The organism is Streptomyces sp. f51 (assembly GCF_037940415.1).
In the GTDB taxonomy this organism is placed as follows: domain Bacteria; phylum Actinomycetota; class Actinomycetes; order Streptomycetales; family Streptomycetaceae; genus Streptomyces.
Genome location: NZ_CP149798.1, coordinates 572,408 through 591,903 on the forward strand (window position 1 = coordinate 572,408; position 19,496 = coordinate 591,903).

The 19,496-nt window shown below is 72.2% G+C and carries 19 protein-coding genes; 11 read left to right on the plus strand and 8 right to left on the minus strand.

Annotated features, from left to right (window positions below; translation table 11 throughout):
- Positions 1-90 precede the first annotated feature (90 nt).
- Entirely contained in the window at positions 91-570 is a 480-nt protein-coding gene (locus WJM95_RS02505; RefSeq protein ID WP_339127797.1) for an SRPBCC family protein, read from the plus strand.
- Positions 571-773: 203 nt separating this feature from the next.
- Here WJM95_RS02505 and WJM95_RS02510 read toward each other — a convergent pair whose 3' ends face one another.
- On the minus strand, positions 774-1,898 hold the full coding sequence (locus WJM95_RS02510) for a PLP-dependent cysteine synthase family protein (RefSeq protein WP_339127798.1): 1,125 nt from the start codon (positions 1,896-1,898) through the stop codon (positions 774-776).
- A 340-nt stretch (positions 1,899-2,238) separates the two neighbouring features.
- Between WJM95_RS02510 and WJM95_RS02515 the strand changes: the two genes are divergently transcribed.
- Positions 2,239-2,562, plus strand: a complete 324-nt coding sequence (locus tag WJM95_RS02515) for a hypothetical protein (RefSeq protein ID WP_339127799.1) — start codon at positions 2,239-2,241, stop codon at positions 2,560-2,562.
- A gap of 214 nt (positions 2,563-2,776) precedes the next feature.
- On the plus strand, positions 2,777-3,292 hold the full coding sequence (locus WJM95_RS02520; protein ID WP_339127800.1) for an ATP-binding protein: 516 nt from the start codon (positions 2,777-2,779) through the stop codon (positions 3,290-3,292).
- 120 nt (positions 3,293-3,412) lie between these two features.
- Here the strand turns inward: WJM95_RS02520 and WJM95_RS02525 are convergent, their stop codons facing one another.
- Entirely contained in the window at positions 3,413-3,718 is a 306-nt protein-coding gene (locus WJM95_RS02525; RefSeq protein ID WP_339127801.1) for an SHOCT domain-containing protein, read from the minus strand.
- A 283-nt stretch (positions 3,719-4,001) separates the two neighbouring features.
- Here WJM95_RS02525 and WJM95_RS02530 point away from each other — a divergent pair, with 283 nt between their 5' ends.
- Entirely contained in the window at positions 4,002-4,589 is a 588-nt protein-coding gene (locus tag WJM95_RS02530; RefSeq protein ID WP_339127802.1) for a TetR/AcrR family transcriptional regulator, read from the plus strand.
- A complete protein-coding gene (locus tag WJM95_RS02535) occupies positions 4,586-5,506 on the plus strand; it encodes a phosphotriesterase (protein ID WP_339127803.1) in 921 nt (306 codons plus the stop codon). Before WJM95_RS02530 ends, WJM95_RS02535 begins: the two co-directional genes overlap by 4 nt.
- A 19-nt stretch (positions 5,507-5,525) precedes the next feature.
- Here the strand turns inward: WJM95_RS02535 and WJM95_RS02540 are convergent, their stop codons facing one another.
- Both WJM95_RS02540 and WJM95_RS02545 read right to left on the minus strand, forming a co-directional pair.
- Complete coding sequence (locus tag WJM95_RS02540; protein ID WP_339127804.1) at positions 5,526-6,764, minus strand: ROK family protein; 1,239 nt, start codon at positions 6,762-6,764, stop codon at positions 5,526-5,528.
- 81 nt (positions 6,765-6,845) lie between these two features.
- Positions 6,846-7,523, minus strand: a complete 678-nt coding sequence (locus tag WJM95_RS02545) for an alpha-ketoglutarate-dependent dioxygenase AlkB (RefSeq protein WP_339135314.1) — start codon at positions 7,521-7,523, stop codon at positions 6,846-6,848.
- A 58-nt stretch (positions 7,524-7,581) separates the two neighbouring features.
- Between WJM95_RS02545 and WJM95_RS02550 the strand changes: the two genes are divergently transcribed.
- Positions 7,582-8,736 (plus strand): methyltransferase, encoded by a 1,155-nt coding sequence (locus tag WJM95_RS02550; protein WP_339127805.1) that lies wholly within the window; start codon positions 7,582-7,584, stop codon positions 8,734-8,736.
- 139 nt (positions 8,737-8,875) lie between these two features.
- A complete protein-coding gene (locus WJM95_RS02555) occupies positions 8,876-10,273 on the plus strand; it encodes a pyridine nucleotide-disulfide oxidoreductase (RefSeq protein ID WP_339127806.1) in 1,398 nt (465 codons plus the stop codon).
- 31 nt (positions 10,274-10,304) lie between these two features.
- Here WJM95_RS02555 and WJM95_RS02560 read toward each other — a convergent pair whose 3' ends face one another.
- The 3 genes from WJM95_RS02560 to WJM95_RS02570 form a co-directional block, all read right to left on the minus strand.
- Positions 10,305-11,537: an MAB_1171c family putative transporter gene (locus tag WJM95_RS02560; RefSeq protein ID WP_339127807.1), complete on the minus strand. Its 1,233-nt coding sequence runs from the start codon at positions 11,535-11,537 to the stop codon at positions 10,305-10,307.
- A gap of 421 nt (positions 11,538-11,958) precedes the next feature.
- Positions 11,959-12,795, minus strand: a complete 837-nt coding sequence (locus tag WJM95_RS02565; RefSeq protein WP_339135316.1) for a class II fructose-bisphosphate aldolase — start codon at positions 12,793-12,795, stop codon at positions 11,959-11,961.
- Between the two features lie 252 nt (positions 12,796-13,047).
- On the minus strand, positions 13,048-13,929 hold the full coding sequence (locus WJM95_RS02570; RefSeq protein ID WP_339127808.1) for a sugar isomerase: 882 nt from the start codon (positions 13,927-13,929) through the stop codon (positions 13,048-13,050).
- Between the two features lie 122 nt (positions 13,930-14,051).
- Here WJM95_RS02570 and WJM95_RS02575 point away from each other — a divergent pair, with 122 nt between their 5' ends.
- The 4 genes from WJM95_RS02575 (at position 14,052) to WJM95_RS02590 (ending at position 18,864) form a co-directional block, all read left to right on the plus strand.
- Complete coding sequence (locus WJM95_RS02575; RefSeq protein ID WP_339127809.1) at positions 14,052-14,831, plus strand: DeoR/GlpR family DNA-binding transcription regulator; 780 nt, start codon at positions 14,052-14,054, stop codon at positions 14,829-14,831.
- Between the two features lie 344 nt (positions 14,832-15,175).
- Positions 15,176-16,621: a glyceraldehyde-3-phosphate dehydrogenase gene (locus WJM95_RS02580; RefSeq protein WP_339127810.1), complete on the plus strand. Its 1,446-nt coding sequence runs from the start codon at positions 15,176-15,178 to the stop codon at positions 16,619-16,621.
- Between the two features lie 286 nt (positions 16,622-16,907).
- Positions 16,908-18,074 carry an MFS transporter gene (locus WJM95_RS02585; RefSeq protein WP_339135318.1) on the plus strand — a complete coding sequence of 389 codons (1,167 nt, stop codon included), beginning with the start codon at positions 16,908-16,910 and terminating at the stop codon, positions 18,072-18,074.
- Positions 18,075-18,099: 25 nt separating this feature from the next.
- Positions 18,100-18,864: a maleylpyruvate isomerase family mycothiol-dependent enzyme gene (locus WJM95_RS02590; RefSeq protein ID WP_339127811.1), complete on the plus strand. Its 765-nt coding sequence runs from the start codon at positions 18,100-18,102 to the stop codon at positions 18,862-18,864.
- Between the two features lie 175 nt (positions 18,865-19,039).
- On the opposite strand, the gene WJM95_RS02595 is transcribed toward WJM95_RS02590, so the two are convergent.
- Entirely contained in the window at positions 19,040-19,453 is a 414-nt protein-coding gene (locus WJM95_RS02595; protein ID WP_339127812.1) for a MarR family transcriptional regulator, read from the minus strand.
- Positions 19,454-19,496: the final 43 nt, after the last annotated feature.

Sequence of the window (19,496 nt, forward strand, 5' to 3'; positions counted from 1 at the left end):
GCCCGTGCACGCCCGTCGCGCCGTCGGCGTGGTCGTGGCGCGGGTGCGCCCGGCCGCCGCTCGCGGCCGACCGGTGAGGGGGGTTCACTCATGGCACGTCGACTGCGGCCTGTGGGGGCCGACTTCGTCGAGACCGCTCCGCTGCGGCTGGTTTTCGCACGGGAGGTCTCCGCGCCTCCCCAGGCCGTCTTCTCGGCGCTCGCCGAGGACGTGCCCGGCTGGAGCGAGTGGTTCTCGGCGGTGACCCTCGCCCGGCCCTCCGCCGACGGCGGCGGGCGTGAGGTGCGGCTGCGCGGCGGGACGCGCTTCGAGGAGACCATCCTGGTCAGCCAGGCTCCCGAGGTGTACACGTACCGGGCGGACACCTCGAACGCACCGGGCCTGCACGCCCTGGTCGAGGAATGGCGCCTGACACCGGCGGGCAGCGGGACGTGCGTGCGGTGGACCTTCGCCGCCGACGGAACCGCCGTGTTCCGCGCGGCACTCACCCTGGGGCGGAGCGGTCTGGGCCGCGCCTTCCGGGGCGCGGTGACGGCCTTGGACCAACGGCTCGCCCCGGCTTCCGCCTGAGCGATCAACAGGGCTTCCGCTTGCGGGGGTTGAAGGGGCGGCGCCGGAGCCCGGTACGCCGCCGGACACGACTGGCACCCGAAGGCCCGTACACCCGGGGGACCCGGCCCGTGTCCCCGTACGCCCTAAGGCCCCGGCCCGTCCACCCGAAAGACCCGGCCCGACCGCCGCCCACCCGGAACGCCCGGCACACGGCCTCCGGGTCAGGCCGGCCAAACCCCCGTCTCCAGCACGGAGTCGATGGCCGTCGTGTACGGCGCGATGTCCAGGCCCTGTTCGGCCAGCCAGGCGTCCGAGTAGTACTTGTCGAGATAGCGCTCCCCGGGGTCGCACAGCAGCGTCACCACGCTTCCCCTGCGCCCCTCGGCCACCATCTCGGCGACGATCTTCAGCGCGCTCCACAGGCCCGTGCCGGTCGACCCGCCCGCCTTGCGGCCCATCGCCCGCTCCAGGGCCCGTACGGCGGCGACGCTCGCCGCGTCCGGCACCTTCATCATGCGGTCGATGGCGCCGGGCACGAAGCTGGGCTCGACACGCGGCCGGCCGATGCCCTCGATGCGCGAGCCGCGGTCACAGGTGACGTCCGGGTCCCCGGTGATCCACCCCTCGAAGAAACAGGAGTTGTCCGGATCGGCGACACAAATGCGGGTGTCCGCCTGCATGTAGTGGACGTACCGGGCGAGCGTCGCCGACGTACCGCCCGTACCGGCCGTGGCGACGATCCACGCGGGTTCGGGGAATCGCTCCAGGGCCAGCTGCCGGAAAATGGACTCGGCGATGTTGTTGTTCCCGCGCCAGTCCGTCGCCCTTTCCGCGTATGTGAATTGATCCATGTAGTGGCCGCCGGTCTCGGCCGCCAGAGCGACGGACTCCTCGTAGATCTTGCGCGAGTCGTCCACGAAGTGGCACTGCCCGCCGTGGAATTCGATCAGCCGGCATTTCTCGGCGCTCGTGGTGCGGGGCATGACGGCGATGAACGGCACGCCGACGAGCCCGGCGAAATAGGCCTCGGACACGGCAGTCGAGCCGCTCGACGCCTCGATCACCGGGCGGCCGGGCCGGATCCAGCCGTTGCAGAGGCCGTACAGGAAGAGCGAGCGGGCCAGCCGGTGCTTGAGGCTGCCCGTCGGGTGGGTCGACTCGTCCTTCAGGTACAGATCGACCCCCCACTCCTCGGGGAGCGGGAAGCGCAGCAGATGGGTGTCGGCCGAGCGGTTCGCGTCCGCCTGGACCTTGCGGACGGCCTCTTTGAGCCAGCTCCGGTACCGCGCGTCACTGCGGTCGACATCGAGGGTCTCACCGGTCGGGATCGGCTGGGTAGTGCTCACGGGGAGGCTCCTAACGCGTGGCGCCGACACCGCGTCGACTGATCTGACCTCACGATCATAAGCACCTTCCGCAGGCTTCTCACCTGCATAAATACACCTTTGGGGCGCCCAAAGGCGCCCCTGGGGGGACGAGCGGGATCCGGTTCCGGGGAGCGGCCGGTCCACGTCCAGGGGGGCGCATCCCGGCCTTTGCTCCCGTCACCGCCACCACCTCGCCATACGTACTGGTGCTCGGCGCCACCTGCGGGCAGACTGCACCGCGCGGGGCGGTCGCCCCCGACGCGGATGCACACTGGGTCACGACGGAACACAGCCGGAGCGCACAAGGGGGCGGAGCATCATGGCGGAGCCGGAGTTCACTGCCACGGGCGTGCGGATCGGGAAGAGGCTGCGTTCGCTGACCCGGGCCGGTCAGGTCCGGATCAGCGACGGCAGGCTGGAACTGCTCACCAGCTACGGCAGCGAGATCGACAGCGCGCCGGTGCAGGCGGTGCGCGCCTCGAAACCCTGGTTCGCCCACGAGGACCGGGCGTTGGCGGACGTCAACGGCACGCGGTACTCACTCACGCTCGGCGAGCACGATCCCGCGCCCGGCCGGCCGGGGCCACCGTCGGCACGCCGCTTCATCGAGGCGGTCCGCAAGGCGGCCGGACGCAACGGCTGAGGCGCACCGACCACACCCGCCGCACATCCTGAAGCACCGCGAGTTGCGGGACCGTGCCCCCTGGGTCACTCTGATGTCACATCACTCTGGGTTTACCGGCGATAACGCTGCGAACCAGCCCGCCGGTCATCACAGCAGGCGGCCGTTGCACTCAGCCACTCTGCTGGATCCGATCTCCGCCTTCTTCCGGACCTCAATTCGGGGAGTCGCAGCCGTGATCAGCCAGCCAAGCAGGCATTGCACGGTGGAGCTCCAAGCCCTGCCGTCGCGGATCGGCCAGGTCCGCAGAATCGTCTCTGCGCAGTTGCGCTACTGGCATCTTGACCCCTTGATAGACCGGGCCGCACTCGGGGTGACCGAGCTGCTGTCCAACGTCCACCGGCACGCCCAGCCGGACAAGGTCTGCACCGTCGAGATCGAGCTGCTGCTCGACCGGCTCACCGTCTCGGTGCACGACCACGACCCCCGGCTTCCCGTGATACGCGAGGCCGGCCCCGGCTCCACCTGCGGACGCGGCCTCGCGATGGTCGCGGCCGTGAGCGAGAGCTGGGGTGTGCGGCCCGAGGGCGAGTCCGGCAAGGCCGTGTGGTTCACGCTTCCGGCGTCCACCCCCGTGGTGGCGGCCTCGCTGCGCCCGCCGTACGAGGTCGCGAGCGAGGTCACGCTCCGGCAGACCGTCGACGTCCTCAGGCCCGAACACGCTCCCGCCCGGTCGGCCGTTGCCGGCTGACCGGGCGGTGACCGCCCTCCCGTACGCCGCTCGCTCATGGAGGCCGTACGGCACCGGGGCGCTCACCCGTTCCAGCACGTCCGGCGGCCCTTCGCCGCCCCGGGCCGGCGCTCGCGCCCGTCACACCGGGCCGCCCTTGCCCATACGTCCGAACTGCTCGTCGAGGACGGACAGCCGGCGCCAGTACTCGTCCTCGTCGATCTCCCCGGAGGCGAAACGCCTGCCGAGGACGGCGATCGGCGAGTCACCGGCCGGCAGCGAACCGCCCGGGCCGAAGCCTCCCGTCGCCCGCCAGGGACCACGGCGCCCCCGCCACGCGGTGCGCCGCAGCACGGTCACGACGCCGATCACGACGGCCGCCCAGATCAGCGGAAAGAACAGGATCCACGGGCCGGGCCCGCCGTCCCAGTTCGCCAGGGTCTGCATCTCGGGTCATCTCCTCGGTCGAACCACGCGTCCGCGCGGCGTCTCGGCCACGCGTTCGTGCGGGCCTCTTGGTGATGCTTCGAGAGTCGCCCCGGCACGGGGTCCGCGTCGTCGTACGGCCAGCGGCCGTGCGCGTACCTCCCGTGGAGTACGCCGGACACCCGGGGCTGCTTCCCCGGGCGGCGGCCCTCGATTCCCAGGCGGGAGCCCTCGTTTCCCCAGGCGGCACACCCCGGCTGCTGAACGGCCGGATTCTGTACCTACTGGTATGTACAGTGGGTTCATGAGCACGCCCGACCGATTGATCGAGTCCACCCGCGAGCTGCTGTGGGAGCGCGGATACGTGGGCACCAGCCCGAAGGCGATCCTGGAGCGCGCCGGCGCCGGGCAGGGCAGCATGTACCACCACTTCCGGGGCAAGCCCGACCTCGCCCTCGCCGCGATCCGCCGCACCGCCGAGGAGATGCGCACGACCGCAGAGGACGTCCTCGGCTCGCCCGGATCGCCGTACGAACGCGTCGAGGCCTATCTGCGCCGGGAGCGCGACACCCTGCGCGGCTGCCCCATCGGACGGCTCACCATGGACGCGGACGTGATCGCGAGCGCCGAACTGCGCGCACCGGTCGACGAGTTCCTGACCTGGCTGCGCGGGCGGCTGGCCTCGGTCGTCGAAGAGGGCAGGGAGCAGGGGGACTTCGCTCCCGGTCTCGACGGTGAGGAGATCGCCTCGACGATCCTCGCGACCGTCCAGGGCGGCTACGTCCTGGCGCGGGCCTCCGGTTCGCCTGCCGCGTTCGACACGGCCGTCCGGGGGCTGCTCGCCCTGCTCGCCCCGGCGGGTGACCGGCCGGCCCGGGGCGGTCAGGGATGAGCCCGGCTGCCCTGGTCCGTACGGTTCTCGGCGACGTACGCCCCGAGGACCTCGGCGTGTGCGACGCGCACGACCACCTCTTCTTCGCCAGTCCCCGGCTCGCGGGCCAGGAGCTGTGGGACAGGTCCGCCGCCGGGGCCGAACTGGCCGCGTTCCGGGCACAGGGCGGTGGTGCCGTGGTCCAGTGGACTCCGTACGGTCTCGGCAGACGGGCGGCGGATCTGCCGCCGGTCTCCCGCGACGCCGGGGTCCATGTCGTGGCGGCGACCGGACTGCACCAAGCGGCCCACTACACCGAGCAGTCGCTCGGCGAGATACGCGGAAGGCTGGCCGGGGTCTTCGTCGCCGAGCTCACGACGGGCATCGGGACGACGGGAGTCCGGGCCGGCCTGATCAAGGTCGCGGGCGGCTTCCACGCCCTGGACGCGCACGCCCGCTGGACGATGGCCGCAGCGGCCGAGGCCCACCATGCCACGGGTGCGCCGATCGCCGTGCACCTGGAGCTGGGCACCGGCGCTCTGGACGTACTCGACCTGCTGTGCGGGGAGTTGGGTGTACCGGCGCACCGGGTGATCCTGGGACACCTCAACCGTTCCCCCGACCTCGTGGTGCAGCGCGAGGCCGCCGCGTCGGGCGCCTACCTCGCCTTCGACGGCCCCTCCCGCGCCAACCACGCCACCGACTGGCGCATGCCGGATGCCGTACGAGCCCTCGCGGACGCCGGTTTCGGCGACCGGCTGCTGCTCGGCGGCGACACGACGACCGCCACGGCCCGCTCGGTCGACGGCGGCCCCGGAATGCCGTATCTGCTGCGCCGCGTCAGGCCGCGGCTCGAACTCGCCCTGGGCAAGGAGCTGGTGGACCGGATCCTCACCGAGAACGCCGGCCGCGCCTTCGCCGTCGCCTGGCGGTCCTGAGAGCCGGACGGGCGGAACGTCAGACGGGCAGCGCCTTCAGGGGGTCGTCCAGCACCGGCTGCCAGGCCAACTCGGCCGCCCCGACCAGGCTGTTGTGGTCCAGCGTGCAGGCGAGGATCGGCACCCCGCCGCTGCGTCCCCACAGACTGCGGTCGGCGACGACGGCGCGCAGCCGGTCCGGGTCGGCGTCCAGCAGGGCGCGGTGCAGTCCGCCGAGGATGATCCGGTCCGGGTTGAGGATGTTGACGAGCCCCGCCAGGCCGAGGCCCAGCCGGTCGATCAGCGCCTCGATGGCCGTGCGGACGGCCGGATCGGAGCTCTCGTCGCGGATCAGTTCGTTGGACTGCTGGAGCAGCGACACCTCGGGGCCCGGGGTCCGGCCGGCCGCGGTCAGGAAGGCCAGCGGGTCGGCCTCGACGTCGAGGCAGCCACGGCTTCCGCAGTGGCAGGGACGGCCCTCGGGGTTGACGGTGAGATGGCCGACTTCCAGCGCGAGCCCCGAACTGCCGGTGTGCAGACGCCCGTCGAGCACCAGGGCGCCACCGACTCCCCGGTGCCCGGTCGCCACGCACAGCAGGTCGCGGGCGCCGCGGCCCGCTCCGTGCCGGTGCTCGGCGAGGGCGGCGAGGTTGACGTCGTTGGCGGCGAACGCCGGCCCCTCGATCCCGGCCGCGCGCACCCGCTCGGCGAAGATCTCACGGACCGGCGAGCCCGCGGGCCAGGCCAGATGCAGCGGGTTGAGCGCGAGGCCCTCGGGCTCGGCGACGGCCGAGGGTACGGCGAGACCCGCGCCCACACAGCGGCGCCCGGTCTCGCGGAGCAGTGCGGCGCCCGCGTCGACGACCGAGCCGAGCACCTTCGCCGGATCGGCGTCGACCGTCTCGCAGCCGGGAGCGGTCGCGACGATCCGGCCGCCGAGACCGACCAGCGCGGCGCGGAACCCGTCGGCGTGCACCTGCGCGGCCAGCGCGACGGGCCCGTCTTCGGCGAGCTCCAGCCGGTGGGAGGGCCGCCCCTGCGAACCGGCGGCGGCACCGGGCCGCGCGTCGACCCGGATCAGTCCGAGGGCTTCGAGTTCCGCGGCCACCGCGCCCGCGGTCGCCCGGGTGACGCCCAGTTCGGCGGTGAGCACGGCACGTGTCGGGGCGCGCCCGGTGTGCACAAGTTCCAGCGCCGGTCCGAGTGCTCCGCGCCCTCGGTCGAGCCGTGTCCGCGTGCTGCCATCCCCCGCCGTCCGGGGGCCCGCCTTGCCGTTCATGAAGGCGAGTCTCCCATGATCCGCTCCCGCGCGGCCCGTCCGGTCGCGGCGGGCTGCGCCTGGCCGTGAGGCCGGCCCCGGCTACCCCGCGGGCTCCGGCGGGAAGCCACTGGCGCGGAGTGTGAGGTTCAGCCGCCCGGTCAGTCCCAACTCCGGGGGCGCCGTGCCCGCGTACACCTTCGGCACTCCGTGGTACGCGAGCCGTGACGGGCCGCCGAACACGAAGAGGTCGCCGCTGCGCAGCTCGACGTCGGTGTACGGCCGTGCGCGGGACTCCGTGTTCCCGAACCGGAAGACGCAGGTGTCGCCCAGGCTCAGCGACACGACCGGGGCTCCGCACGATTCGTCGCTGTCCCGGTGCATGCCCATACGGGTCTCGGCGTCGTAGAAGTTGATCAGGGCGATGTCGTAGACGGCGGCCGGATCCGTACCGAGGGCGTCGGCGCCGAGCGCGTCCGTGACCGCTTCACGGGCCAGCCTGCCGAGCGGCTCGGGGAAGGGTTTCACCGGCGACCCGTCGCCGTCGACCACCGTCCGCGCGTAGCCGTACGGGTACCAGTGCCAGCCGAGACACACCTGGCGCGCGGTCATCGTGCCGCCGCCGGGAGTGCGGACCGTGCGCAGACCCGCGGGCGGCCGGGCCCAGCCGCGGCAGGCCTCCAGGAGCCGCCGCTGAGCTGCCGCGTCCAGCCGGTCCGGGAGGTGCACGGCACCGGGCGCGATCACCGCCCTGCCGCGCGGGAACAGCTCCGCGTCCATCGACATGCCCTCATCCTCGCGCATCCCGGGTGGCCCGGTCGCTTAGCCTTGACCCACGATGAACGACCGGATGACGACACCCTGGGGCGAGTACGAACTCGCCCGCTTCCCCGAGGACCCCCGCGAACGGCTGCGCGCCTGGGACGCCGCGGACACCTATCTGCTGCGGCACCTCGCGGAGAGCGGCACCGCGCTGACGGGCTCGGTCGTGATCGTCGGTGACCGGTGGGGCGCCCTGACCACAGCCCTGTCCGAGCGGCGGCCGACGCAGATCACCGACTCTCTTCTGACGCGGGAGGCCACGCGCGCGAACCTGGCGCGGGCCGGTGCCGAGGAGTCCGGGGTGCGGCTGCTGACGACCCAGGACCCGCCGCCCGAGCGGATCGACGTGCTGCTCGTGCGGGTGCCCAAGAGCCTCGCCCTGCTGGAGGACCAGCTGTACCGGCTGGCGCCCGGCGTGCACGAGGGGACCCTCGTCGTCGGCACGGGGATGGTCAAGGAGATCCACACCTCGACGCTGCACCTCTTCGAGCGGATCCTCGGTCCGACCCGCACCTCGCTGGCCGAGAAGAAGGCCCGGCTGATCTTCTGCACCCCGCTCCAGGGGATCGCACGGAAGACCAACCCCTGGCCCTACAGCTATCAGCTGCCCGACGACGTCGGCCCGGTCTCCGGCCGCACCGTCGTCAACCACGCGGGCGTGTTCTGCGCCGACCGCCTCGACATCGGCACCCGTTTCTTCCTGTCGCACCTGCCGCGCAGCCGGGGCGCCGAGCGGGTGGTGGACCTGGGCTGCGGAAACGGCGTGCTCGGTACGGCCGTCGCGCTGGCCAATCCCGAGGCCGAGGTGCTGTTCGCCGACGAGTCGTTCCAGGCGGTGGCCTCGGCGGAGGCGACCTACCGGGAGAACGCCGGCGGGAGCGCCGAGTTCCGTGTCGCCGACGGACTGGAGGGAGTCCCGTCCGGGAGTGTCGACCTCGTCCTGAACAATCCCCCGTTCCACTCCCACCAGGCCACGACGGACACGACCGCGTGGCGCATGTTCTCGGACGCCCGGCGCGCGCTGCGGCCGGGCGGGGAACTGTGGGTGATCGGCAATCGGCACCTCGGCTACCACCTCAAGCTGCGGCGGCTCTTCGGCAACAGCGAACTGGTCGCGGGAGACGCCAAGTTCGTGATCCTGCGGGCCGTGAAGAAGGACGCGGGGCGGTAGTCCCACCACCGGGCCGGCTCGCCGGAGGACGGGCACACTCCTCATCCAGGACAGAATTCCCTCACTTTTTGATCACCCCTGGACACCTGCGCGTACGACCGTAGAGTGATGCCGATCACCAATGACAACTGGGGGAATCATGTCGCGCCGCGCTGTCGTCATCGGCGGGAGCGTGGCCGGCATGCTCGCCGCCGCGGCCCTGTTCCGCTCCATGGACGAGGTCATCGTCCTGGAGCGCGACGAGCTGCCCGACGGACCGTCCGCGCGCAAGCGGATCCCCCAGGCACGGCACGCGCACATCCTGCTGCCCAGCGGCCGCGAGGCCATCCGGGAACTGCTCCCGGTGGCGGACGTGCACGGACGGCTGCTCGCCGCGGGAGCTCACGAGCAGCCGCTGACCGACATGCTGGGGTTCGGACCGCAGGGCTGGTACCGGCGCTGGCCGACCGTGACCGACGAACTGATGCTCACGTGTTGCAGCCGCGACCTGCTCGACTGGACGCTGCGCGACGCCGTCCTGAGCACCACTCCCGTCGTCGTCCGCCGGGGCGAGGCCCTGTCCCTGCTGGGAACCGCCCAGCGCGTCACCGGCGTCCGCGTCCTCGCCGAAGGACTGGAGGAGGACCTGCGGGCCGATCTCGTGGTCGACGCGAGCGGACGCGGATCACGTGTCGAGCACTGGCTCGAAGGACTCGGCGTGACGGAGGTGCCGACGGACGAGGTCGACTCGGGTCTCGTCTACGCCAGCCGGCTGTTCCGGGTTCCGCGCGGCGCGGAGGGCTTCCCGCTCACACAGGTCGAGGCGGACCCGACCGCCGCCCGGCCGGGCCGTTCCGCCACCCTGGTGCCGATCGAGGGCGGGCGGTGGCTGGTCAGCCTGGCGGGCACCCGCGGCGGCGAACCCGGCGACAACCCCGCGGCGTTCACCGACTTCGCCCTCAACCTGCGCCATCCGCTCGTCGGACAGCTCATCTCCGGGGCCGAGCCCCTCAGCGAGGTGTTCCTGAGCCGCAGCACCCGCAACAGGCGCCGCGAGTTCGACAAGGCGGCCATGCCCGAGGGCCTGGTGGTGCTCGGTGACGCCGTCGCCACCTACAACCCCGTCTACGGCCAGGGCATGTCCGTCGCGGCCCTCGGCGCCCAGGCGCTGAGCCGGCAGCTGCGGCAGACCGATGTCACCGCCCCGGGCTTCTCCCGCGACGTCCAGCGGGCCGCCGCCAAGTCCGTCACGGCCGCCTACACGATGAGCACGTCGCAGGACCAGTGGTTCCCCGAGGTGGTCGGCCGGGCTCCGACGCTCGTGGACCGGCTGCTCAGCGGCTACATGGGCCGGATGGGGCGCGTGGCGACCACGTCGTACGAGGTGTCCGCGGCCATGTGCAAGGTGATCACGCTTCAGGACGACGCGAGCCGTCTCGTCCACCCCAAGCTGCTGCTCGCCACGCTCAAGGGACCTGTCATGGAGCCCCTGGCCGGGCCTCCGCTGACCTCCGAGGAGAGCGCCTTCGTGGATTCCACTGGCCCGCTCGCCGTCTGAAGGCGGGCTCGGAGCCGGGGGGCGGGCGCGGTCACGACAGCTGTCGTACCGCGGTCCTCCGCGACTGGACCGCGGCGTCGACGATCGGTGTGCGCACCGCCTTCGACAGGCTCAGCAGGGACGGCTGGCCGGTGTCCAGCGATCGCGAACCGGCGGCCTGCCGGCGCACACGCCCACTGACCGAGACCACCACGTCGACGTCACCGACCGAGATGCCGATGGTGCCGGTCTCCGGCACGGAGGCCGGAGCCTCGGCGAGAGCGGCGACGGCGACCATCGCGGCCATGCCGATCGCCTCGGCCTCGGCGGCGGAGGAACCGGCGGCCAGCGCGTCGCGGTACGCACTCTGCCGCACCTGGTCGTCGAGCTGCCCGGCGAGCCGCTTGAGGCCGTCACGGATGGCGGTCTCCCGTGTGGTGAGCCGCAGTTCGACGTCGCCGATCATCCGCCACGACAGTTCCGTGACGCGGCGCCGACGGCTGGTCGGCTCCGCCAGCAGACGGAACAGCGGACGCAGGCGTACGAACGTGACGGTCGAGTCGATGCGTCGGCCGACGAGGGGAAGGATGTACCCGGCCGAGGCCAGACAGGATCCGACCGCCACCAGCGGTGCGACGCTGGTGCTGAGCCCGTCCCAGTGGTGTCCGAGCCAATGAGCGGTCAGCGCGACGGACTTGACGACGCTGTAGGCGCTGGTGAACAGCCAGCCCAGCACCAGCAGGGCCAGCGAGCCCCGGGTCCAGCCGCGCACCTTCCCGATCCAGCTCCAGCACAACAGGGTCGTCGTCACCGCGGCCACCATGTGCGCCATCAGATACAGCACGATCATCTCGCGGATGAACGGCGTCGAGGCGTAATAGGTGTCGAAGTCGGCCCGGCGCTCGACCGGCGCATTCCCCAGCGAGAACAGCACGCCCTCGGCGGCGATCACTCCGATGTAGCTGAACAGCCAGGCCCGGGACGTGCGTCGGACCTGGACCGGGTCGCTGCCGCGCCAGTGCACGATGAGGATGAGGGAGGCCGCGCCGAACGCGGTCACCGCGCCGTAGGTGAGCGGCGCCGCCACGTTCGGGATGCCGGTGGAGCTGTTGACCAGCGCGACGGTGGGGGGAGCGCCGAGCACGAAGCAGAGGCCCGACAGCAGGATGACGGCGCAGAACGACCGCTTGAGCGGATCTCTCCAGTGGCGGCGCAGGTCGGGCAGTTGCGCGGCGAACCCCGCCCAGAGGACGGCCGCGGCCAGGTAGTAGATCAGTCCGTTCACATCAGGCCCAGCGGTGTGCGGGGGCCGAGTCCTCGGTGCGCGCCGCCGGTGCGCGCCGGCATACGGATATCAGCCAGAAGTTGACCGCTCAAGGCCTTCTCCGTTCTGCGGCCGGCCCAGCGCCGGACCTGCCCCGAAAACACCGCAAACCCCTGCTCCCCGCGTTCATGGGGCATACAGACGCGTGCCCGAGCGGCCTCCGGGGCGAAGGCTCACCCGCGAACGTGCCGTGCCGTTTCGGCCTCCTCATGGTTGTTCACCCTAGCCACCTTCCCGCCCGCTCGAACTGCCGTCGGGGCAAAAGCACATGTGTGGAAAGTTGCTTCCGGCCGGCCCGGCGTCCACCGCGCGCCGCTTTGGGTCAGATGTCCGGCTGTGGCGGCATGTGGGCGCCGGAGGCGGCCGATGACCCGGGCAGCGGTCACCCCCGCAGGACGCCGATGAGCCTGGCCACCGTCCGGGCCATCGCCTCCCGCCCCACGCTCAGGTACTTCCGCGAGTCCACGGCGTCGGGGCTGGCGGTGAGGAACTCCCGGATGGCGCCCGTCATCGCGATGTTCAGCGCGGTGCCGACGTTGACCTTGGCGATACCGCCCTGGACGGCGGCCCGCAGTTCTTCGTCGGGCACCCCGGAGGAGCCGTGCAGCACGAGGGGTACCCCGAGCGCGGCGGAAAGACGCTTGAGCAGCTCGTGGTCGAGGACCGCGGTCCGGGTCGTCATCGCGTGCGAGCTGCCGATCGCCACGGCGAGCGCGTCCACACCGGAGTCGGCCACGAAGGCACGGGCCTCGCCGGGGTCGGTCCGGGCGCCGGGCGCGTGCGCGTCCCGCGGGGGCTCCCCGTTCTTGCCGCCGATCTCACCCAACTCGGCCTCGATCCACAGACCTTGGGCATGCGCCCAGTCCGCTGCGGCGCGGGTCGCGGCGAGGTTCTCCGCATAGGGCAGGTGCGACGCGTCGTACATGACGGAGCTGAAACCGGCACCGGGCGCCTGGCGCAGCAGGTCGTCGCTCCGCACATGGTCGAGGTGCAACGCGACGGGAACCGAGGCCCGTTCGGCGGCGGCCGTCGCGGCGCGGGCCAGCGGAAGCAGCCGGCCGTGACGGAACTTGACCGCGTTCTCGCTGACTTGGAGCACGACGGGCGCGCCGGCCGACTCCGCTCCCGCTATGACGGCCTCGATGTGCTCCAGGGTGATGACGTTGAAGGCGGCAACGGCGACCGGAGGGTCGACGGTCCGGGACTCGGCGGCCCCGATCTCAGCGCTCCGGGACTCGGCGGCTCGGCTTTCGATGGTCCGGGCCTCGCCGGTCCGCGCCTGGGCGGCGCGGCTCTCGGTGGTCACGGCGACCAGCTCGCCGGTTGCTGCGAGGGGCACAACTCCTCCTGCTGCGTTGGGAATCGAGTCCTGCTCCGTGGAGAAAGGGGCCGACGGAGCGGCTCAGGCGACTCAGCGGCTCAGGCGACTCCGCGACTCGGGCGACCCGGCGACTCGGGCGACCCGGCCGCTTCACTGGCCGAGGATCACCGAGCGAGTGAGATGGCGGGGCCGGTCGGGGTCCAGGCCGCGCGCCGCGGCGACGGCGACGGCGAGGCGCTGGGCGCGGACGAGTTCGGCGAGCGGGTCGAGGCCGCCGTCCACCCACAGCCCGCCGGTCCCCCGGACCTGTTCGGCCAACCCCTCGGGTGCCTCGCCGAGCATCCAGGTGGCGGTGCCGGTGGTCGTGACGCTGATGGGGCCGTGGCGGTACTCCATCGCCGGGTAGGCCTCGGTCCAGGCGAGGGACGCCTCCCGCATCTTGAGGCCGGCCTCGTTGGCGAGCCCGACGGTCCAGCCGCGGCCGAGGAACGTGAACTGCGAGCAGCCCACGAGCCCTTCGGGCAGCGGGGTGTCCAGCGCGGTGCGCGCGTCGGCGACCACGCTGTCGTCGTGCAGGCCGAGGTGGGCGCGGAGCAGGGTGAGCGCGGTGGTCGCGAAACGGGTCTGCACGACGGAGCGTTCGTCGGCGAAGTCGAGCACGACGACCTCGTCGGCGGACTTCATCACGGGCGTGTCCGGATCGGCGGTGACGGCGGTCGTACGGGTGCGTCCGCGCAGCCGTCCGAGCAGTGCGAGGACTTCGCTGGTCGTCCCGGAGCGCGTGAGGGCGACCACGCGATCGTAGGAGCGGCCCCAGGGGAACTCCGAGGCGGCGAAGGCGTCGGTCTCGCCCTGCCCGGACTGTTCGCGCAGTACCGCCGCGGCCTGCGCCATGAAGAACGAGGTGCCGCACCCCACGATCGCGACGCGTTCCCCCGCCGCGGGCAGCGCGGCTCCGTGGGCCGCCGCCTCGTCCGCGGCACGGATCCAGCACTCGGGCTGGCTGCTCAGCTCTTCCTCGACGTACGTCATGCCGTACCCCTCCCACGGATGCTCGTTTCTGCAAGATATAGCGAGCTTTCGAGCACAATCAAGCATTCGAGCGCAGGCGGGGTGCGTTAAAGTCGCGAAGGAACGAGGAATGGAGGGCGCTGATGTCGCGGGACGCCCGGTGGAAGGCGCTGCTCGAACTGCTCCTGGAGCACGGGCGGCTGGACGTCGAGGAGGCCGCGGCGCGGCTGGAGGTCTCGGCGGCGACGATCCGGCGCGACTTCGACCAGCTCGCCGAGCAGCAGATGCTCGTACGGACCCGGGGCGGGGCGGTCGTCCACGGCGTCTCGTACGAACTCCCCCTGCGCTACAAGACCGCCCGGCGCGCCTCGGAGAAGGAGCGCGTCGCGAGAGCGGTGGCCGGGCTCATCGGGCCCGGGGAGGCGGTGGGCCTCACCGGGGGCACCACGACGACCGAGGTGGCCCGCGCGCTCGCCGTGCGCCCGGATCTGGCCTCGGGCTCCCCCGCCCTGACCGTGGTCACGAACGCCCTCAACATCGCGAACGAGCTCGCCGTACGCCCCCAGTTCAAGATCGTGGTGACCGGCGGGGTCGCCCGGCCGCAGTCGTACGAGCTGATCGGGCCGCTGGCCGACGGCGTGCTCAAGCAGATCACCCTGGACGTGGCGGTGCTCGGCGTGGTCGCGTTCGACGCCACGCACGGCGCGGCCGCCCACGACGAGGCGGAGGCGGCGATCAACCGCCTCCTGTGCGAGCGGGCCGAGCGCGTGATCGTCGCCGCCGACTCCAGCAAACTGGGACAGCGCGCGTTCGCCCGGATCTGCGCGGCCGACTCGGTGGACACCCTCGTCACGGACACGGCGGCGGCACCCGAGACGATCCAGCGGTTCGAGGAGGCGGGGGTCGCGGTCATCGCCGTGTGACCCAGCACACCGGCACCCGCACGCCTGCGCTCCCCCCACACGCGGCTCCCGCACGCCTGCTCTCCCCCACACGCGGCTCCCGCGCCCTCACCGAGTCCCGCCGTGTGCGACAGCCACACCCCCGCCCATCTGCGCCGCCCGCGCCCGCGCACGCCGGTCCGCCCCACCCGCGCACGCCCGCACACCGACCCTCGCGCGCCGCGCGCACCCGTACCCGCGCGCCCCCGAGACCCGCCCGCCGGCGCGGCGAGCCCCCGCGCAGCCCGCAAATGGACACCGCATGAACGACCGGAATCAGGGTCCGGTTACCATATGAGCGCCACCTAGCTCGAAAGATGGATTCTGTGACTGTCAACGACGACGCGTTCACCAACTGGAAGACCCGCGAAGAGATCGCGGAGTCGATGATCCCCATCATCGGGAGGCTGCACCGGGAACAGGACGTCACCGTCCTCCTGCACAGCCGCTCCCTCGTGAACAAGTCGGTGGTGAGCATCCTCAAGACCCACCGCTTCGCCCGGCAGATCGCGGGCGAGGAGCTCTCGGTCACGGACACACTGCCGTTCCTCCAGGCGCTCACCACGCTCGACCTCGGCCCGTCCCAGATCGACATCGGCATGCTCGCCGCGACGTACCAGGCCGACGACCGCGGCCTGTCCGTGGCGGAGTTCACGGCCGGTGCGGTTTCCGGTGCCACCGGCGAGAACAAGATCGAGCGCCGCGAGGGGCGTGACGTCGTCCTCTACGGCTTCGGCCGCATCGGCCGCCTGATCGCCCGGCTGCTCATCGAGAAGACCGGCTCCGGCAACGGCCTGCGCCTGCGTGCCATCGTCGTGCGCCAGGGCGGCGACCAGGACATCGTCAAGCGCGCCTCGCTGCTGCGCCGCGACTCCATCCACGGCCAGTTCCAGGGCACGATCACGGTCGACGAGGCGAACAGCACGATCATCGCCAACGGCAACGAGATCAAGGTCATCTACGCCAACGACCCGTCCGAGATCGACTACACGGCGTACGGGATCAAGGACGCCATCCTGGTCGACAACACCGGCAAGTGGCGTGACCGCGAGGGCCTCTCGAAGCACCTGCGCCCCGGGATCGACAAGGTCGTCCTCACGGCGCCGGGCAAGGGCGACGTCCCCAACATCGTGCACGGCGTCAACCACGACACGATCAAGCCGGACGAGCAGATCCTGTCCTGCGCCTCCTGCACCACCAACGCGATCGTCCCGCCGCTCAAGGCGATGGCGGAGGAGTACGGCGTTCTGCGCGGCCACGTGGAGACCGTCCACTCGTTCACCAACGACCAGAACCTGCTGGACAATTACCACAGCTCCGACCGCCGTGGCCGCTCCGCACCGCTCAACATGGTCATCACGGAGACGGGTGCCGCCTCCGCGGTCGCCAAGGCGCTGCCCGACCTGAAGGCCCCCATCACGGGCAGCTCGATCCGCGTCCCGGTGCCGGACGTCTCGATCGCGATCCTCAGCCTGCGCCTGGGCCGCGCGACCACCCGCGAGGAAGTCCTCGACTACCTCCGCAACGTCTCGCTGACCTCGCCGCTGAAGCGCCAGATCGACTTCATCAGCGCCCCCGACGCGGTGTCCAGCGACTTCATCGGCTCGCGCCACGCCTCGATCGTCGACGCCGGCGCCACCAAGGTCGAGGACGACAACGCGATCCTCTACCTCTGGTACGACAACGAGTTCGGCTACTCCTGCCAGGTCATCCGGGTCGTCCAGCACGTCTCCGGGGTGGAGTACCCCACCTTCCCGGCACCGGCGGTCTGAGCCGGCCACCACAGCCGCGGCCACGGCCGCACGCGGCCGAATCCGCACACCGTTCGCCGCCCGGGCAGCCGGGACGGCGGGCGGTGAGCGGCCGGGGGCGACAGGGGATCCCGCAGCACGGGGACGCCGGTCGCCCCTTGTCCGTGTGCGCTCCACCTGCTCCCACCAGCGCGTTCGTACCGCCGTACCGCTCGGATCCGGGCCCGCCGCCTCCCTTGCCCCGATCGTGGGAGCCGTCTAACGTGAGTTTGTGCCACTGATAAACAAAACGGCTCCGCACAACGTCGTGACGGACCGCTCCCTGACCCGACTCCGTATCGTCCTCACCACCTTCTTCGCCCTCGACGGCTTCGTCTTCGCCGGCTGGGTCGTGCGCATCCCCGCCATCAAGCACCAGACCGGCGCCTCCTCCTCCGCCCTCGGCCTCGCCCTTCTCGGCGTCTCCGCCGGAGCCGTGATCACCATGATGCTGACGGGACGGCTCTGCCGCCGCTTCGGCAGTCACCCGGTGACCGTGGCCTGCGCCGTACTGATGTCCCTGAGCGTCGTCCTGCCCCCGCACGCCCACTCGGTGCCCGTCCTCGGACTGGTCCTGCTGCTGTTCGGCGCGGCGTACGGCGGTGCCAACGTCGCCATGAACAGTGCCGCCGTCGATCTCGTGGCCGCGCTGCGCCGCCCGGTCATGCCCAGTTTCCACGCGGCGTACAGCCTCGGCGGGATGCTCGGAGCGGGACTCGGCGGACTGGTCGCCGGATCCCTGTCACCGGCACGCCATCTGTTCGCGCTCGCCGTCTTCGGCCTGCTCGTCGCCGCTCTCGCCGGACGCGCCCTGCTCCGCGAGGAGGTCCCCCCGTCGCCGGACCGCTCCCGGAGCGAAGGACCCGCGGGGAAGCCGCTCGTGGGCACCCGCACCCGTGGCCTGGTGGTGGTCTTCGGGCTGATCGCGCTCTGCACCGCCTACGGCGAGGGCGCGCTCGCGGACTGGGGCGCGCTGCATCTGGAGCAGGACCTGTCCGCGCGCCCGGGCCTGGCGGCCGCCGGCTACTCCTGTTTCGCCCTCGCCATGACGATCGGCCGCCTGAGCGGGACGACCCTGCTCGAACGGCTGGGCCGGACCCGCACGCTGGTCCTGGGCGGCACGACCGCCTCGCTCGGCATGCTGCTCGGCGCGCTCGCGCCCTCGGCCTGGGCGGCGCTCCTCGGATTCGCCGTCACCGGGCTCGGCCTCGCCAACATCTTCCCCGTGGCGATCGAGCGCGCCGGCGCGCTCGCCGGAGCGAGCGGGGTCGCCGTCGCCTCCACCCTCGGGTACGGCGGCCTGCTCCTCGGACCGCCCGCGATCGGGTTCATGGCCGACTGGTACTCCCTGCCGACCGCACTCACCAGCGTGGCCGTACTGGCCGCCGCGGCCGCCCTGATCGGTTTCACGACGCGACGCGCCGCCGTGGGGTGACAGGCCATCAGGCACACTCGGCGGCATGGAGATTCGGGAATTCGTGGAAACGCTGGACAGAGAGGGCCGTTCGCTGGCCTCGGCCGCGGAGAAGGCGGGCGTGGACGCCGACGTCGCGACCTGCCCCGGCTGGCAGGTGAGGGATCTGGTTCGGCATACGGGCATGGTCCACCGCTGGGCCACGGCGTTCGTCGCCGAGGGGCACACGACGTACCACCCCGACGGCGGTCTGCCGGACCTGGACCACGACGAACTGCTGAGCTGGTTCCGCGACGGACACCGGCGGCTCGTGGACACCCTGGCCGACGCCTCCCCGGACGTCGAGTGCTGGAGCTTTCTGCCCGCACCCTCGCCCCTCGCCTTTTGGGCACGCAGGCAGGCGCACGAGACCACCGTGCACCGGGTCGACGCCGAGTCGGCGCTCGGCGGTGAACCGACCCCCGTCCCGCCGGACTTCGCGGCCGACGGGATCGACGAGTTGCTGCTCGGATTCCACGGACGCGACAGGAGCCGGGTCCGTACCGAGGAACCCCGGGTGCTGCGGGTGCGCGCCACGGACCGCCCGGACGCGGTGTGGACCGTACGGCTGTCGTCCGCGCCCCCGTCGAGCGGTCGCGGTGGGCACGTCCACGGGGACACGAGCGAACCCGAGCCCGTGGACTGCGAGGTGACGGGATCGGCCGAGCGCCTGTATCTGGCCCTGTGGAACCGGGCGCCGTTCCCCGACGTGTCGGGCGACGCCTCGCTGGCCGCGCTGTGGCGGGAGAAGTCCGCGATCAGCTGGAGCTGAGGGGCTCGACGCGGTCACGGGGACTCCGGGACGGCCCGCCGCCGCCCGACCGGAGGGCCCCAGACCGGAGGGCCCGAGACCGGAGGGCCCGAGACCGGAGGGCCCGAGACCGGAGGGCCCGAGACCGGAGGGCCCGAGACCGGAGGGCCCCAGACGGCCCGACCGGAGGGCCCGGTCAGCCTCCGGACGCCCTCGGGCCGTCCGTCAGCATCCGGGCCAGGACCGCGCGCTGCAACGGCAGTACCTCGCCGTGCAGTTCACGCCCTTCCGGGGTGACGCGGACTCGGACACCCCGCCGGTCCTCGGCGCACATGCCCCGCGTCACGAGACCGTCCTTCTCCAGGCGTCCGATCAGCCGGGACAGGGCGCTCTGACTGAGGTGGACCCGCTCGGAGATCTCCTGGACGCGGAAGCTGGGGCCGCCGTCCGCCGCGGTGCCGGACGCCAGCAGGTCCAGGACCTCGAAGTCACTGGCTCCCAGGCCATGGGGATGCAACGCGCGGTCGAGCTCGCAGAGGGTGCGGGCATGCACCGTCAGGATGTCGCGCCACCGGTCCACGAGCCCTCGCTCGGCATGCTCCGCCGCCATGCCCGCACCGTAGCAATGAACCGCGCGCCCTCGCCGCGGGGTT

Coding starts and splice junctions, on each gene's coding strand:
- WJM95_RS02505 (WP_339127797.1), top strand. CDS start 91: ATGGCACGTCGACTGCGGCCTGTGGGGGCCGACTTCGTCGAGACCGCT.
- WJM95_RS02515 (WP_339127799.1), top strand. CDS start 2,239: ATGGCGGAGCCGGAGTTCACTGCCACGGGCGTGCGGATCGGGAAGAGG.
- WJM95_RS02525 (WP_339127801.1), bottom strand. CDS start 3,718: ATGCAGACCCTGGCGAACTGGGACGGCGGGCCCGGCCCGTGGATCCTG.
- WJM95_RS02530 (WP_339127802.1), top strand. CDS start 4,002: ATGAGCACGCCCGACCGATTGATCGAGTCCACCCGCGAGCTGCTGTGG.
- WJM95_RS02535 (WP_339127803.1), top strand. CDS start 4,586: ATGAGCCCGGCTGCCCTGGTCCGTACGGTTCTCGGCGACGTACGCCCC.
- WJM95_RS02540 (WP_339127804.1), bottom strand. CDS start 6,764: ATGAACGGCAAGGCGGGCCCCCGGACGGCGGGGGATGGCAGCACGCGG.
- WJM95_RS02545 (WP_339135314.1), bottom strand. CDS start 7,523: ATGGACGCGGAGCTGTTCCCGCGCGGCAGGGCGGTGATCGCGCCCGGT.
- WJM95_RS02550 (WP_339127805.1), top strand. CDS start 7,582: ATGAACGACCGGATGACGACACCCTGGGGCGAGTACGAACTCGCCCGC.
- WJM95_RS02555 (WP_339127806.1), top strand. CDS start 8,876: ATGTCGCGCCGCGCTGTCGTCATCGGCGGGAGCGTGGCCGGCATGCTC.
- WJM95_RS02570 (WP_339127808.1), bottom strand. CDS start 13,929: ATGACGTACGTCGAGGAAGAGCTGAGCAGCCAGCCCGAGTGCTGGATC.
- WJM95_RS02575 (WP_339127809.1), top strand. CDS start 14,052: ATGTCGCGGGACGCCCGGTGGAAGGCGCTGCTCGAACTGCTCCTGGAG.
- WJM95_RS02590 (WP_339127811.1), top strand. CDS start 18,100: ATGGAGATTCGGGAATTCGTGGAAACGCTGGACAGAGAGGGCCGTTCG.
- WJM95_RS02595 (WP_339127812.1), bottom strand. CDS start 19,453: ATGGCGGCGGAGCATGCCGAGCGAGGGCTCGTGGACCGGTGGCGCGAC.